The organism is Comamonas faecalis, from assembly GCF_039538025.1.
Classification (GTDB): domain Bacteria; phylum Pseudomonadota; class Gammaproteobacteria; order Burkholderiales; family Burkholderiaceae_C; genus Comamonas_C; species Comamonas_C faecalis.
Genome location: NZ_BAABBP010000050.1, coordinates 1 through 14,539, shown reverse-complemented (window position 1 = coordinate 14,539; position 14,539 = coordinate 1). Strand labels below are relative to the sequence as shown.

13 protein-coding genes and 1 pseudogene are annotated in these 14,539 nt (G+C 67.8%); 8 read left to right on the top strand and 6 right to left on the bottom strand.

Annotated features, from left to right (window positions below):
* Positions 1-189: 189 nt before the first annotated feature.
* The 4 genes from ABD767_RS16860 to trpB are packed head-to-tail and all read right to left on the bottom strand — an operon-like array spanning position 190 to position 3,329.
* Entirely contained in the window at positions 190-972 is a 783-nt protein-coding gene (locus ABD767_RS16860) for an arginyltransferase (protein ID WP_103046193.1), read from the bottom strand.
* The gene (gene aat, locus ABD767_RS16855) at positions 969-1,721 is read right to left on the bottom strand and encodes a leucyl/phenylalanyl-tRNA--protein transferase (protein ID WP_103046194.1); all 753 of its coding nucleotides are present in this window, start codon (positions 1,719-1,721) and stop codon (positions 969-971) included. The genes ABD767_RS16860 and aat overlap by 4 nt, the downstream gene beginning before the upstream one ends.
* A 28-nt stretch (positions 1,722-1,749) precedes the next feature.
* A complete protein-coding gene (locus tag ABD767_RS16850) occupies positions 1,750-2,088 on the bottom strand; it encodes a 50S ribosome-binding protein YggL (RefSeq protein ID WP_103046195.1) in 339 nt (112 codons plus the stop codon).
* 35 nt (positions 2,089-2,123) lie between these two features.
* Positions 2,124-3,329 carry a tryptophan synthase subunit beta gene (gene trpB / locus ABD767_RS16845; RefSeq protein WP_103046196.1) on the bottom strand — a complete coding sequence of 402 codons (1,206 nt, stop codon included), beginning with the start codon at positions 3,327-3,329 and terminating at the stop codon, positions 2,124-2,126.
* A gap of 358 nt (positions 3,330-3,687) precedes the next feature.
* On the opposite strand from trpB, the gene ABD767_RS16840 reads away from it, so the two are divergent.
* The 4 genes from ABD767_RS16840 to lpdA are packed head-to-tail and all read left to right on the top strand — an operon-like array spanning position 3,688 to position 8,696.
* Positions 3,688-4,923 carry a thiamine pyrophosphate-dependent enzyme gene (locus tag ABD767_RS16840; RefSeq protein WP_103046197.1) on the top strand — a complete coding sequence of 412 codons (1,236 nt, stop codon included), beginning with the start codon at positions 3,688-3,690 and terminating at the stop codon, positions 4,921-4,923.
* 3 nt (positions 4,924-4,926) lie between these two features.
* Entirely contained in the window at positions 4,927-5,970 is a 1,044-nt protein-coding gene (locus ABD767_RS16835) for an alpha-ketoacid dehydrogenase subunit beta (protein WP_344869980.1), read from the top strand.
* A 1-nt stretch (position 5,971) separates the two neighbouring features.
* Complete coding sequence (locus ABD767_RS16830) at positions 5,972-7,291, top strand: 2-oxo acid dehydrogenase subunit E2 (protein WP_103046198.1); 1,320 nt, start codon at positions 5,972-5,974, stop codon at positions 7,289-7,291.
* A gap of 7 nt (positions 7,292-7,298) precedes the next feature.
* Complete coding sequence (gene lpdA / locus ABD767_RS16825) at positions 7,299-8,696, top strand: dihydrolipoyl dehydrogenase (RefSeq protein ID WP_103046199.1); 1,398 nt, start codon at positions 7,299-7,301, stop codon at positions 8,694-8,696.
* 48 nt (positions 8,697-8,744) lie between these two features.
* On the opposite strand, the gene ABD767_RS16820 is transcribed toward lpdA, so the two are convergent.
* On the bottom strand, positions 8,745-9,971 hold the full coding sequence (locus ABD767_RS16820) for an MFS transporter (RefSeq protein ID WP_344869979.1): 1,227 nt from the start codon (positions 9,969-9,971) through the stop codon (positions 8,745-8,747).
* A 279-nt stretch (positions 9,972-10,250) separates the two neighbouring features.
* Between ABD767_RS16820 and ABD767_RS16815 the strand changes: the two genes are divergently transcribed.
* Positions 10,251-11,075, top strand: a complete 825-nt coding sequence (locus tag ABD767_RS16815; protein ID WP_103046203.1) for an undecaprenyl-diphosphate phosphatase — start codon at positions 10,251-10,253, stop codon at positions 11,073-11,075.
* 74 nt (positions 11,076-11,149) lie between these two features.
* Complete coding sequence (locus ABD767_RS16810) at positions 11,150-11,980, top strand: MipA/OmpV family protein (protein WP_103046200.1); 831 nt, start codon at positions 11,150-11,152, stop codon at positions 11,978-11,980.
* Between the two features lie 113 nt (positions 11,981-12,093).
* Here ABD767_RS16810 and ABD767_RS16805 read toward each other — a convergent pair whose 3' ends face one another.
* On the bottom strand, positions 12,094-12,915 hold the full coding sequence (locus ABD767_RS16805) for an alpha/beta hydrolase (protein ID WP_344869977.1): 822 nt from the start codon (positions 12,913-12,915) through the stop codon (positions 12,094-12,096).
* 88 nt (positions 12,916-13,003) lie between these two features.
* Here ABD767_RS16805 and ABD767_RS16800 point away from each other — a divergent pair.
* Positions 13,004-13,525: pseudogene (locus ABD767_RS16800) on the top strand (SDR family NAD(P)-dependent oxidoreductase); the annotation flags it as partial.
* A 42-nt stretch (positions 13,526-13,567) separates the two neighbouring features.
* Positions 13,568-14,425, top strand: coding sequence for an aldehyde dehydrogenase family protein (locus ABD767_RS16795; RefSeq protein WP_344869976.1), 858 nt, complete (start codon positions 13,568-13,570; stop codon positions 14,423-14,425).
* Positions 14,426-14,539: the final 114 nt, after the last annotated feature.

Below are 14,539 nucleotides of genomic sequence, written 5' to 3'. Positions count from 1 at the left end.
GAGCACGGGGATGAGTGCGCCCGAAAGCAGGGCGCGGGCCGCCAAAAGGGGCAAAACGCCCCGATCGGCGGGCAAAAAAATAGTTGCCCCTGCCGAAGTCAACTCAAATTCCATCATCTGAAAAATAACCCAGGCGTAGCACGCCTGGAGGTGAGTTATTCAGAGCATCCTTAACAGGCCCTAGGCCTTCTACGACCGGGGCGCCTCGGCCTGGCGCGTGACCGACAGGCCGGCCTGGCCCGGGCTCTGCCAGCGGCCGTCGATCAGCAGCTCGCAGGGCGCAAAGCGGGTCTTGTAGTTCATCTTGGCGCTCTCCTGGATCCAGTAGCCCAGGTAGACATGAGGCAGGCCCAGCGCGCGTGCCTGCTGGATCTGCCACAGCACGCCGTAGGTGCCGTAGCTGCCCGCGTCGTCGGGGTCGTAGAAGGTGTAGACGGCCGACAGCCCGTCTTCGAGCACGTCGACGATGGACACCATCCTGAGCGCGCCGGCATGGCCGTCGCTGGCGGGATCGCGGAACTCCACCAGGCGCGAGTTGACCCGGCTTTGCAGCAGAAACTGGGTGTACTGGTCGATGCTGTCCTGGTCCATGCCGCCGCCGGCGTGGCGCGCCATCTGGTAGCGCAGGTACAGCTGGTAGTGCTCGGGCACGAAGCCCAGGCGCAGCACGCGCGCCTGCAGGCCGGCGTGGCGGCGCTGCGCGCGCCGCTGGCTGCGGTCGGGCGTGAAGGCGTCGACCAGCACGCGCAGCGGGGTGCAGGCCTGGCAGTCGTCGCAAAACGGGCGGTAGGTGAACATGCCGCTGCGGCGAAAGCCGCGCGCGACCAGCTCGGAATACACCGTGTTCTGGATCAGGTGGCTGGGCGTGGCCACTTGTGAGCGCGCCATGCGCCCGGACAGATAGCTGCAGGGGTAGGGCGCCGTGGCATAGAACTGCAGGCTTTGGAGCGGAAGTTCGTTGAGCTGGGTCACACCGAGGTCATGGAGGGCAACAACGCGTTCCAGTATAGGGGGCTGAATTGCCAGTCGCAGGCGCCAAGGGTACTGGCGTGGGCAACGTGCTGCAGAAACGCCGCCCGCGTGATCTCGCGTGCGCCCAGCGACGCCAGGTGGGCGGTGTTCTGCTGGCAGTCGATCAGCTGCACGCCCTGCGCGCGGCACAGCGCGACCAGCGCCGCCAGCGCGATCTTGGACGCGTCGCTGGCGTGGGCGAACATCGACTCGCCAAACACCGCCTTGCCGATCGCCACGCAGTACAGCCCGCCGACGAGTTGCCCGTCCACCCAGGTTTCCACGCTGTGGGCGTGGCCCGCGCGGTGCAGCGCAATGTAGGCGTCGACCATGGCAGGAACGATCCAGGTGCCCGACTGGCCCGCGCGCGGCGTGCCTGAGCAGGCGGCAATCACCTGGGCAAAAGCGCTGTCGACGCGGATCTGGCAGCCCGGCGTGGCGCGAAAGCGCTGCAGCGTGCGGCGCAGCGAGCGGTGCAGGCGGAACTCGGCCACGGGCAGCACCATGCGCGGGTCGGGGCTCCACCACAGAATGGGCTGGCCGTGGCTGAACCACGGAAAGATGCCGCCCGCGTAGGCCGCAAGCAGCCGCGGCACGCTCAGGTCGCTGCCGGCGGCCAACAGCCCGGGCGCGTCGGAGCCAGCGCCCCAGCTTTGCGACGCCGGGGGAAACGGGTCTTGCAGTTGCAGCCAGGGCAGGGGCTGGGTCATGGCGCGCGGTGGGGCGGCGGGGGGCCCCTCAGTCTTCCACGTACCAGGCGTCCTTGAGCGCGCTTACCGTGGCCTCGGCCACCTCGGGCTGGGCGGCAAACCAGGCCTGCGTGGCCTGGCGGTCGTCGTCGCTGGCCGAGCCGCAGTCAAAGGCGGTGACGAAGCCCTCGCTGACCCAGCCGGCTGCCGCCAGGTTGCGCGGAGCCAGCAGGTCGCGCACGAAGCGATCCATCAGCGCCTCCTGGGCTTGCGGCTCCAGCGGGGCCTTGAGCTCCAGCTGGTACTCGAAGCCCAGCTCCTGGAATTCGTCGATGCGCATCTTCTTGCGCTGGCGCCGGCTGCGGCGGCGCGTTGGGGGCAGTGCCATGGGGTGTTTCCTTTGTTTCGGTTGGATTGGGTCGCTCAGATGCCCAGCAGCTTGGCGACGTAGTCGGCGTCCTTGTCGCCGCGCCCGGACAGGTTGACCAGGATGTTGCAATCCTTGGGCAGCGTGGGCGCCACGCGCATGGCCCAGGCGACGGCGTGGGCGCTCTCCAGCGCGGGGATGATGCCCTCGACGCGCGACAGGCGCATGAAGGCGTCGAGGCATTCCTGGTCGGTCACGCCCTCGTACTGCACGCGGCCGATGTCCTTCAAATAGCTGTGCTGCGGGCCGACGCCGGGGTAGTCCAGGCCCGAGGCGATCGAGTGCACCGCAGCGGGCACGCCCGGCGCGTCTTCGAGCACATAGCACTTCATGCCGTGGATCTCGCCGGGCTTGCCCACGCTCAGCGTTGCCGCGTGGCGGCCTGGCTTGTCCACGCCTTCGCCCGAGGGCTCGACGCCGACGAGCTTGACGCCCGCGTCCTGCAGGAACGCGGTGAACAGGCCGATGGCGTTGGAGCCGCCGCCGACGCAGGCAGCCGCATAGTCGGGCAGCTTGCCGTGTTTGGCCTGGAACTGCTCGCGTGCCTCGCGCCCGACGATGCTCTGGAAGTCGCGCACCATCATCGGGAAGGGGTGGGGGCCGACGACCGAGCCGATGGCGTAGAGGTAGTCGGTGGGGTTGGTCAGGTATTCCTCGAAGGCGTTGTCCACCGCCTCCTTGAGCGTTGCCGCGCCGCGTGTGACCGGCACCAGCGTGGCGCCCAGAATGCGGATCTTGGTGACGTTGGGGTGTTCTTTTTCGATGTCCACCTGGCCCATGTGGATCTCGCAGGGAATGCCCACCAGCGCGCAGGCCGTGGCCAGCGCCACGCCGTGCTGGCCGGCGCCGGTCTCGGCGATCACCTTTTTCTTGCCCATGAACTTGGCCAGCAGCGCCTCGCCCAGGCAGTGGTTGATCTTGTGCGCGCCAGTGTGGTTCAGGTCTTCGCGTTTGAGGTGAATCTGCGCGCCACCCAACTGATCGGACAGGCGCCGGGCGTGAAAGATCGGGCTGGGCCGGCCCACGTAGTCGGCAAACAGCTGGGCCAGCTCGTCCTGGAAGTCCTGCCGCTTGGTGACCTCGGCGTAGGCGGCGGCAATGTCGTCCATTGCCTGCTTGAGGTGCGGCGGCACCAGCTGCCCGCCATAGGGGCCGAAGAAACCGTTGGCATCGGGCATGGGGGCGAAGGTGGTCGTAGTCATCGTCGTGGGCTGCGTGAAGGGTGAAAAAAATGAAGGCCGCAAGGCCACGCAAGATGGTAGCGCCATCCGCGTTGCGCTTCGTGGGCAGGCGCATCAGGGATGTCCTGCATGACGGGGCCGCCGGGCAGCCATTGCCTCTGCGCGTGCAGATGTTGTGGACTGCGCCGGCGCTGCGCACCACAATGGCCGTCGGGTGATGCGCCGCGTGCGGGTATCGCGGGCCGCAAGGCAATCTGGCCCTACAATCCGCCGCTGCGCCACCAGCGCAAGAGGGGCAGCACGCCGCACCCACCCCGTGCGGCAGCTGCCCTGTCATACAACAAGGCGCGCGACACAATCGCGCGCATGGAGACCGTGGATGACATCGCACACAGCGTTGAAGCTGCATGTGCCCGAGCCGACTGGGCGTCCGGGCCACAAGACAGACTTCTCCTACCTCAGCGTATCGCCGGCCGGCAGCATACGCCGCCCCCCACCCGACACCCCCGCGGCCGACACCGCAGACCTGGCGACCAGCCTGGTGCGCGTGCTCGATGACGACGGCCAGGCGCTTGGCCCCTGGGCCCCGGCCATGCACCCCGAACGCCTGCGCCGCGGCCTGCGCGCGATGATGAAGACGCGCGTCTTCGACTCCCGCATGCTGCTGGCGCAGCGCCAGAAGAAGCTGTCGTTCTACATGCAGTGCCTGGGCGAGGAGGCCGTGGCCGTCGCCCACTCCATGGCGCTGCAGGACGGCGACATGTGCTTTCCCACCTACCGCCAGCAGGGCCTGCTGCTGGCGCGCGACGACGTCTCGCTGGTGGAGATGATCTGCCAGCTGATGAGCAACACGCGCGATCCGATCAAGGGGCGCCAGCTGCCGGTCATGTATTCGTACAAGCGCGCCGGCTTTTTCAGCATCTCGGGCAACCTGGCCACCCAGGTGCCCCAGGCGGTGGGCTGGGCCATGGCGTCGGCCATCAAGGGCGACACGAAGATCGCGTCGGCCTGGATCGGCGACGGCTCTACGGCCGAGAGCGACTTCCACACCTCGCTCACTTTTGCCCACGTCTACCGCGCTCCGGTCATCATCAACGTGGTCAACAACCAGTGGGCCATCTCCACCTTCCAGTCGATCGCCGGCGGCGAGGGGACGACGTTTGCCCAGCGCGGCGTGGGCGTGGGCATTGCCTCGCTGCGCGTGGACGGCAATGATTTTCTGGCCGTCTACGCTGCCTCGCAATGGGCGGCCGAGCGCGCGCGCGGCAACCACGGCCCGACGCTGATCGAGTGGGAAACCTACCGCGCCGGCCCGCACTCCACCTCCGACGACCCGAGCAAATACCGCCCGGCCGACGACTGGAAGCGCTTTCCGCTGGGCGATCCGATCGAGCGGCTGAAGAAGCACCTGATCGTGACCGGCGAGTGGAGCGAAGCGCAGCACGAGGCCGCCCAGAAGGAGTTGGAGGCCGAGGTGATTGCCGCGCAGAAGGAGGCCGAGCGCCACGGCTCGCTGCTCGATGGCCGCGTGCCCAGCGCCGCGACCATGTTCGACGACGTCTACAAAGACATGCCGGAGCACCTGCGCCGGCAGCGCCAGCAATTGGGGGTGTGAGCCATGGCAGAGAAAACCAGGCAAGAGTCGGCAGCCGTGCCGATGACCATGATTGCCGCGCTGCGCTCGGCCATGGACGTGATGATGGAGCGCGACGACAACGTCGTCGTCTACGGTGAGGACGTGGGCTATTTCGGTGGCGTGTTCCGCGTCACCGAGGGGCTGCAGGCCAAGTACGGCAAGACGCGCTGCTTCGATGCGCCGATCAGCGAGTCGGGCATCGTCGGCACCGGCATCGGCATGGCGGCCTACGGGCTGCGGCCGGTGGTCGAGATCCAGTTCGCCGACTACGTCTACCCGGCCACTGACCAGATCGTCTCCGAGCTGGCGCGGCTGCGCCACCGCTCGGCGGGCGACTTCACCGCGCCGCTGACCATCCGCATGCCCTGCGGCGGCGGCATCTACGGCGGGCAGACGCACAGCCAGAGCCCCGAGGCCTTCTTCACCCATGTCTGCGGCCTGCGCACCGTGATGCCCAGCAACCCGTATGACGCCAAGGGCCTGTTGATCGCGTCGATCGAATGCGACGACCCGGTGATCTTTCTGGAGCCCAAGCGCCTGTACAACGGGCCGTTCGACGGCCACCACGACAAGCCGGTCGTGCCCTGGTCAAAGCATGCCATGGGCAAGGTGCCCGAGGGTTACTACACCGTCCCGCTGACCAGCGCCGCAGTCGTGCGCCCGGGCAAGGCGGTGACGGTGCTCACCTACGGCACCATGGTCTGGGTGAGCGAGGCGGCCGCGCGCGAGAGCGGCATCGACGCCGAGATCATCGACCTGCGCTCGATCTGGCCGCTGGATCTGGAGACCATCGTCAATTCGGTCAAAAAGACCGGGCGCTGCGTCGTCGTCCACGAGGCCACGCGCACCAGCGGCTTTGGCGCCGAATTGGCCGCGCTGGTGCAAGAGCATTGCTTCTGGCAGCTGGAGGCCCCCATCGAACGCGTGACGGGCTGGGACACCCCCTATCCGCACGCCCAGGAATGGGCTTACTTCCCCGGGCCTTCGCGCGTTGCCGAAGCCCTGAAACGCGCAGTGGAGGCATGACATGGGTATTTACATCATTCGCGTGCCCGACATTGGCGAGGGCATTGCAGAAGTAGAGCTGGTGGGCTGGCACGTCCAGGTGGGCGATGCGGTCACCGAGGATCAGCACCTGGCGGACGTGATGACCGACAAGGCGTCCGTCGAGGTGCCGTCGCCCACGCACGGCAAGGTGCTGGCGCTGGGCGGCGCCCCGGGCGACGTTCTCGCCGTGGGCTCCGAACTGGTGCGCCTGGAGGTCGAGGGCGAGGGCAATCTGAAGGAAGGCGCGGCCACGCATGCGGCGCCTGCGCTGGCAGCGGCGCCTGCTGCGGCACCGCCGGCCGCTCCTGCTCCCGCACCGGCCCCTGTGCACGTACCTGCGCCCGCACCCGCCCCAGCGCACACGCCAGCGCGCTCGGCAGCGGCACCCGCCGCGGCCGTAGCTCGCGCGACGGCGCGCAAGGAGGGCGAGCGCCCGCTGGCATCGCCCGCGGTGCGCCGGCGCGCGCTCGACCTGGGCGTGGATCTGCGCCTGGTGGCAGGCAGCGGCCCGGCCGGGCGCATCACGGCGCACGACCTGCAGGCCTGGGTGGCAGGCGGTGGCCAGGCGGTGGTGCAGGGCGGCTCGTCCTACCGGCAGCGCAACGGCGAGGAGCAGATCCCCGTCATTGGCCTGCGGCGCAAGATTGCGCAGAAGATGCAGGAGGCCAAGCGCCGCATTCCGCACTTCAGCTATGTCGAAGAGGTGGACGTGACCGAGCTGGAAGCACTGCGCCAGCGGCTCAACCAGATCCACGGCGGGGCGCGGGGCAAGCTCACGCTGCTGCCCTTCCTGGGGCGTGCCATGGTGGTTGCACTGCGCGACTTCCCGCAGATCAACGCCCGCTACGACGACGACGCTGGCGTGGTGACGCGCTACGAGGCGGTGCACCTGGGCGTGGCCACGCAGACCGATGGCGGCCTGATGGTGCCGGTGCTGCACCACGCCGAAAGCCTGGATCTGTGGGCGTTTGCCGCAGGCGTGGCCCAGGTGGCCGAGGCGGCGCGCAGCGGCAAGGCCGCGCGCGACGCGCTGAGCGGCTCGACCATCACGCTGACCAGCCTGGGGGCGCTCGGCGGCATCGTCAGCACACCGGTGATCAACCACCCCGAAGTGGCCATCGTCGGCGTCAACCGCATGGTCGAGCGCCCGATGCTGCAGGGCGGCCAGGTGGTGGCGCGCCAGCTGATGAACCTGTCCTCGTCGTTCGACCACCGCGTCGTCGACGGCATGGATGCCGCGCGCTTCATCCAGGCGGTGCGTGCGCTGCTCGAAACCCCGGCCCTGCTGTTCGTGGAGTGAAACCGATATGACGAAAGACATCACGACCAAGCTGCTGGTGATCGGCGGCGGCCCCGGCGGCTATGTGGCGGCAATCCGCGCCGGCCAGCTGGGCATTCCCACGGTGCTGGTCGAGGGCGACAGCCTGGGTGGCACCTGCCTGAACATCGGCTGCATTCCGTCCAAGGCGCTGATCCACGCCGCCGAGGCCTTTGACCAGGCGCGCGCGCAGGCCAAGGGATCGGAGCTGGGCATTCGTGTGGCCGATCCGCAGATCGACATTGCCAAAACCGTGCACTGGAAGGACGGCATCGTCACGCGCCTGACCGGCGGCGTCGGCGCGCTCTTGCGCAAGGCCGGCGTCAAGGTGCTCAAGGGCTGGGCGCATGTCGAGGACGGCAAGACCGTCACCGTGGCGCTGCCGGGCGGCGCCAGCCAGCGCGTGCAGTGCGAGCACCTGCTGCTGGCCACCGGCTCTGAGCCCGTCGAGCTGCCCAGCATGCCGTTCGGCGGCGCGATCTGGTCGTCGACCGACGCGCTCTCGCCCGACGTGATACCGAAGCGCCTGGTCGTCGTCGGCGCCGGCTACATCGGCCTGGAGCTGGGCATGGCCTATCGCAAGCTGGGCGCCGAGGTGACCGTGGTCGAGGCCGCCCAGCGCGTGCTGCCCAGCTACGACGAGGAACTGACCCAGCCGGTGCTCGACGCGCTGAAGAAAAGCGGCGTGGTGCTGCACCTGGCGTGCAGCGTTGCGGGCTGGGACGCCAAGTCGGGTGTGCACGTGCGCACAGCGCGGGCCGACGAGTTCGCGCTGCCGGCCGACCGTGTGCTGGTGGCCGTGGGCCGGCGCCCGCGCACCACGGGCTTTGGCCTGGAAGGGCTGCAGCTGGACATGGCCGGGCGCCACGTCGCGGTCGACGTGCACTGCAAGACCTCGATGCGCGGCGTCTGGGCGATTGGCGACCTGACCGGCGAGCCCATGCTGGCGCACCGCGCGATGGCGCAGGGCGAATGCGTGGCCGAGCAGATCGCGGGCCAGAACCGGCGCTTCGAGCCCGCGGCCATTCCCGCAGTGTGCTTTACCGACCCCGAGGTCGTCGTCGCCGGCCAGACGCCGGCGCAGGCGCGCGCCGCCGGTGTGGACTGCATCGAAGCGGCCTTCCCGTTTGCCGCCAACGGCCGCGCGATGACGCTGCAGTCGAGCAGCGGCTTCGTGCGCGTGGTGGCGCGCAAGAGCGACCACCTCATCCTGGGCTGGCAGGCCGTGGGGCGCGGCGTGTCGGAGCTGTCCGCCGCTTTCGGCCAGTCCATCGAGATGGGCGCCTGCCTGGAGGACGTGGCCCACACCATCCACGCCCACCCGACGCTGGGCGAGGCGGTGCAGGAGGCGGCGCTCAAGGCGCTGGGCCAGGCGCTGCACATCTGATGGGGTACTCCGCCGGGCCGCAGGCCTGGCGGATTCTTCCAAGAGGCGTCAGGCCTGCGCCGCCACCTGCACGGGCGGCTGTGGCAGCCATGCAAAGGCGGCCGCAGACAGTGCCAGCATTGCGGCAATGCCCGCCATGACCCAGGCGTAGGGGTCGGCGCCATGCGCCTCGGCCATCGACGCAATTGCGCCGGTAGCCCACTGCATGGCCGCCACGCCGAGGAACATCGCCATCGTGAACGCAGCCATCGCGCGCCCGGTCAGGTGCGCCGGGTAGGCGGCGCGCACGTCGGCGTACTGCAGCACGATGAAGCCCGACAGCAGCCCGATGGCCAGCATCAGCGCCACGTCCAGCGCGCCGTCGATACCCAGCGCCAGCAGCGCAAACAGGCCCGCGGTCAGCAGCGTGCAGGCGACGAGCCAGCGCCGGCGCGTGGCCGCGCCCGGGTCGATGCGGCCGAACACGATGGGGCCGAACAGCGCAATGACCGACAGCGCCAGCGCCGCGTTGCCGCTGGCCACCAGTGAATAGCCGTGGCGCTCGATCAGCAGCGGCCCCATCCACAGGCCGCGCAGCGAGATCAGCGCAGCGTAGGTGACGCCGCCCAGCGCGACGATGCCCCAGGTGTGGGGCAGGGCGAACAGACCGGCAAAGCGCAGCACCGCCTGGTGCACCGATTCGCGCTCGGCGGCGGGCGGCGCGCCGTGGTGCGCGGCGGGCTCGTGCACACAGCGCGCCATCCACAACCAGGCCAGCGCCGCCAGCACTGCCAGTGCGACGAAGCCGGCGCGCCACGACCACTGCTGCACCAGCCAGGCCAGCGGCGTGCCCGTCAGCAGCATGCCCACCGTGCCCAAACCCAGCGCCAGGCCCGACATGGCGGCAAAGCGCTGCGGCGCGAAGTGGCGCGCAATGAAGACGGTGCACACCAGAAACGCCGGCGCGCAACCCACACCGATCAACACCTGCGCAAATACCAGCGTGCCGTAGCCCGGCGCCAGCGCCGACAGCACGCTGCCGACAATCGCCAGTGGGAACGCCACCAAAATGGTGCGGCGCACGCCGTACAGGTCGATGCCTATGCCCATGAAAAGCTGCATGGCGCCGAAGGCAAAGTGAAACGCCGCGGCAAAAACGCCCAGTTGCTGGGGCGACAGTGCCCAGTCCGTCTGCAGCGGCGCGGCCAGAATGGCCGCTACGGTGCGAAACGCCTGGCTGAGCGAGAAGCCCGAGATCAGCGCCACCAACATCCAGACCAGTGAGCGTGTGGCCATGCCAGAGGGCAGGGCAGTGGAGGAGCGGAGGGTCATGCGTGCAAGAGTCCGTGGCCTGGATGGAAAGTCGATGAAAGCGCCCATTCTCGGGCAGCCTTGGGCTCCGCGGGTCCGGCAGTTGTTGATTTGTGACTGGCGTCGCGTGTGCAGCACGGGGCGGCAGACCGCCGGCCGGGGTACGCCCGAGCAATCCAATGGGCTGTGCCACTTGGCACGCCAGGATGAGCCGCCGGCAGCACCGATAATCTTCTGTTTTTTCCGTAAAACAAGGAAGTGCGCGTGGATACCGTTTTGCTGCTCAAGGCCGCCATCATGGGCGTGGTCGAGGGATTGACCGAGTTTCTGCCCATCTCGTCGACCGGCCATCTGATTCTGGCCGGCGCGCTGCTGGGCTTTGACGACGACAAGGCCAAGGTGTTCGACATCGCGATCCAGACCGGCGCCATTTTTGCGGTCATCCTGGTGTACTGGCAGCGCATCCGCGACACGCTGGTGCAACTGCCCACCCAGCGCCAGGCGCAGCGCTTCACGCTCAACGTGCTGATCGGGTTCTTCCCGGCCGTCGTACTGGGCCTGTTGATGGGCAAGGCGATCCAGGAACATCTGTTCACGCCATACATTGTCGCCAGCACCTTCATCATCGGCGGCCTGGTCATTCTGTGGGCCGAGCGGCGTCAGCAGACCAGCGTGCGCGTAGCCAGCGTCGACGACATGGGGCCGTGGGACGCGCTCAAGGTCGGCCTGGTGCAGTGCCTGGCCATGGTGCCGGGCACCAGCCGCAGCGGCGCGACCATCATCGGCGGCATGCTGCTGGGCCTGTCGCGCAAGGCGGCGACCGACTACTCGTTCTTTCTGGCGATCCCGACGCTGATCGGCGCCGGCGTCTACAGCCTGTACAAGGAGCGCGCGCTGCTGTCGATGGACGACGTGCCGCTGTTCGCGGTCGGCCTGGTTTTCTCCTTCATCAGCGCCTGGCTATGCGTGCGCTGGCTGCTGCGCTACATCAGCGCGCACAGCTTCACGCCGTTTGCCTGGTACCGCATTGCGTTCGGCCTGATCGTCTGGGGGACGGCCGCGTCCGGCTGGATTCAGTGGCATGCCTGACCACTGGCCGCCGGGGCCGCGCCATGGTGTGCGGTGCCGGCGTATGAAGGCCATCGCGGGCACATAATGGCCGCATGCGTTGTCTGCCCTGCCTTCTTGCCTCTGCCGCCACGCTGGCGCTGACCGTGCCAGCCGCCGCCCAGCTGCGCGCGCCGGCCGATCCCAGCCGCGAGAGCTACACCTGGGCGCTGGGGCTGAGGATCGATCACGGTGCCAGCTACATGGGCAGCAACCGGCGCAGTACCGGCGCGCGCCCGGTCATCGGGCTGGAACTGGGGCGGTTCACGATCAGCACGGGCGGCGGCGGGTCGCTGCTGGACTTCGACCAGGATCTGCGTTCATCGTCTGGCGTCACAGCACGCTTGATCGAGCGCGGGCGCTGGCGCCTGAGCGCCGGCCTGCGCCTGGGCGGCGGGCGCAAGAGCGGCGACGACGCGATGCTGCAAGGCCTGCCCGATGTGCGCCGCACGCTGCGCGGGCGGCTGGCGCTGGGTTATGACTTCACGCCCGACGTGTACCTGCGCAGCTCGGTCAACCAGGACTTGCTGGGCCGCGAAGGCGGCGCGACCTGGCTCAATACCGTCAACGTCATCTTTCGCCCCGCCGCGCGCAGCGAGCTGACGCTGGCCGCTGGCTTCACGCTGGCCGACGGCACCTATATGCGCAGCTACTTTGGCGTGCCCGCCGAGCGTTCGGGCGTGACCACGCCGCTGCCGGCCTATCGCCCAAGCGCTGGGCTGTACAGCACGCACCTGGGGTTGGAGCTCAAGACCGCGCTGTCCAACCACTGGATCGCGTTTGGCGGCCTGGGCTATTCGCAGCTGCAGGGGCCGGCGCGGCGCAGCCCGCTGACGCTCAAGTCCGGCAACTACAGCGTGGGCGTTGGCCTGGCCTGGCGCAATTGAATACTTGGCTCATTCCATTTCTATATCGATCGAGTACGCGAAGGTGAAGCGCAGACAGTGCTGTAGCACGACAAGCGAAGCCGACAAAGTAATCGGTTGATATAGAAATGGAATCACACCGCTCGCGGGGTGAGCGCTTCCAGGTTGCGCAGCGCCGCCTCGATGGCCGCGGCCGTTGCCACGGGCTGCTCCATAGGGAACAGGTGGCTGCCGTCGAGCATCATGATGCGCCCCTGCGTGATGCGCTCGGTCAGCGCCATGCCCACCTGGCGCATCTCCAGCGACTGGCGCCCGCCGATGAAGGCCGCCGGGCTGCGCAGCGGGTGGCGGCGCAGCAGCGGCCCCAGGTTGTGCGGCAGCGTGTTGTAGATCTGCGTCTCCACCGCGCGGTCAAACGCCAGCATGCGCCGCCCGTCCTGGTCGACCAGGCCGTGTGTGACGTAGTCGTGCAGCACCTCGGGGTGCCAGCGGGCAAACACCTTCTTGCGCTGAAAATGGGCAAGCGCCTCCTCGGTGCTGGCCCAGGCGTTGCGCCGCGCGCGGCTGATGCGCCCGGGCGTGAGAGCCCCTACCACCTGCGCGCTCTTGGCCACCTGGATGGCGCCGGCGCGCCAGCCACCCACCAGCGGCGAGTCAATCAGAAGCACGCCGCGCGCAAGCTCCGGGTGGCGCGCGGCGGTCATCACGCTCAGAAACCCGCCCAGCGAGTGGCCGACCAGAAATGCCGGCTCGCCGCTGCGCTGCTGCTGCGCGCGGGCAAAGTCGGCCAGCTGCTGCACCAGGTGCGGCCAGTTGCTGCTGACCGGATAGTGTGGGTCGTGCCCGAAGCGCTCGACCGCGCTCACCCCAAAGCCGCGTGCGCGCAACTGCTCGAACAGCAGGCGGTAGGTGCTGGCGGGGAAGCTGTTGGCGTGCGAGAAGATGATCGATGGCATGGAAGAGATGGAGCGCCTGAGGTGCAGCAGCCATCTTCGCATGGGCTTGTGACGCGAAGCTGTCGCCTGCGTTGTTTGGGGTGCCCTTGACATTTTGGTGAACTTGGCGGGATACACCGGCGAGCCGGTGCCGGTGCGCGAATTGCCGACTGCCGATTGGGATGCTGTGACCAGTGCCTGCCTCCGCGGCATGTTTTTGGCGGCCCGCGCTGCCATCCCTTTGCTGGAGCAGGGTACCGATCCCTGCATGGTGTTGACCGCTTCCACCTTTGGTCATCGCGTGATTCATGGGGGTTATGCCGCGTATGCGGCAGCCAAAGCGGGAGTTGTGTCTTTGGGCAAGGCGCTGGCTACCGAGTGCGCCCCGAAGATTCGGGTCAATGTGGTGTCCCCGGGCGTATTCAAAACGGCTTTTCTCACGGGCGGCACCGGCCGCGAAGCGCGCACCAGCCAGGGCATAGATATGCAGACCTATCCGAAGTTCGTGCCACTGCAGCGCCTGGGCGATCCCAGCGAGATGGTCGGGCCCATTCTGTTTCTGGCGGGGCCAGCGGCAAGCTATATCACCGGGCAGGTATTACATGTCAACGGCGGCATCTGGGCGCCCTGAGCGTTTGCCATGCCTTTTTCTACGCAACCAGGAGCAGACCCGATGGGCGATGTGAAACACCCTGAACTCGTTACTAGCTTTATTGACGGCGCCTTTGTGCCGCCGGCTACGGGCGGCCACCGATTGGACGTCATCAACCCCAGCACGGAAGAGCGACAGGCCCAGTTGTGTGAGGCTGATGATCGAGAGGTTGGCCGCGCCGTTCAGGCGGCAGCAACGGCGTTCGAGCAGGCGCGCTGGCATGGCTTGCCCGTGGAGCAGCGCGCTGCCATCCTGCGGCGCGTGGCCGACCTGGCAGAGCAACACAGCGCTGAGCTGTGCTATCTGGAGTCACTGGATCTGGGAATACCGACGCGCGTGGCTGCGGCCATGGTCACCGCTCGGGTGGCGCGCAATTTCCGTTTCTACGCCGACTCGCTCAGCCAGGCTGCCGAGCGCGCTGTACGGCTCGACGATCAGTTCCAGCGCTATGTGCACCGTGATCCCGTAGGCGTTTGCGGCCTGATTTCGCCCTGGAACGCTCCGTTGATGCTGGCCACCTCCAAGATCGCGCCGGCTTTGGCCTTTGGCAATACCTGCGTCATTAAACCGTCCGAATACACGCCGCTGGCATTGGCGCGTTTCATGACCTTGCTGCTCGAAGCGGGCGTGCCGGCCGGCGTCGTGAATATGGTCAATGGCCGTGGCCACGTTACCGGCGCAGCGCTCACTCAACATCCGCAAGTTGGAATGCTGTCATTTACTGGCGGTGGCGCGGCGGGACGCGCCATTGCTGCGGCTGCCGGTCAAGGTCTCAAAAAATGGGATCTGGAGTTGGGCGGCAAGTCTGCCTGCATCATCTCCGACAGCGCTGACCTCGATGCAGCGCTGGACGGCAGCTTGCTAGGTAGTCCGCCCTGAACAACTCACAAGCCGTTGATCTGACTGGTGATTCTTCGGATTGATGGGTACACGATTTGCAAGGTATGGTTTTGCCAGTACCTGTTTTCTTGCAAATTTCTCCGAGGATTTGAA

Coding starts and splice junctions, on each gene's coding strand:
- aat (WP_103046194.1), bottom strand. CDS start 1,721: ATGACCCAGCCCCTGCCCTGGCTGCAACTGCAAGACCCGTTTCCCCCG.
- ABD767_RS16850 (WP_103046195.1), bottom strand. CDS start 2,088: ATGGCACTGCCCCCAACGCGCCGCCGCAGCCGGCGCCAGCGCAAGAAG.
- trpB (WP_103046196.1), bottom strand. CDS start 3,329: ATGACTACGACCACCTTCGCCCCCATGCCCGATGCCAACGGTTTCTTC.
- ABD767_RS16840 (WP_103046197.1), top strand. CDS start 3,688: ATGACATCGCACACAGCGTTGAAGCTGCATGTGCCCGAGCCGACTGGG.
- ABD767_RS16835 (WP_344869980.1), top strand. CDS start 4,927: ATGGCAGAGAAAACCAGGCAAGAGTCGGCAGCCGTGCCGATGACCATG.
- ABD767_RS16830 (WP_103046198.1), top strand. CDS start 5,972: ATGGGTATTTACATCATTCGCGTGCCCGACATTGGCGAGGGCATTGCA.
- lpdA (WP_103046199.1), top strand. CDS start 7,299: ATGACGAAAGACATCACGACCAAGCTGCTGGTGATCGGCGGCGGCCCC.
- ABD767_RS16820 (WP_344869979.1), bottom strand. CDS start 9,971: ATGGCCACACGCTCACTGGTCTGGATGTTGGTGGCGCTGATCTCGGGC.
- ABD767_RS16810 (WP_103046200.1), top strand. CDS start 11,150: ATGCGTTGTCTGCCCTGCCTTCTTGCCTCTGCCGCCACGCTGGCGCTG.
- ABD767_RS16805 (WP_344869977.1), bottom strand. CDS start 12,915: ATGCCATCGATCATCTTCTCGCACGCCAACAGCTTCCCCGCCAGCACC.
- ABD767_RS16795 (WP_344869976.1), top strand. CDS start 13,568: ATGGGCGATGTGAAACACCCTGAACTCGTTACTAGCTTTATTGACGGC.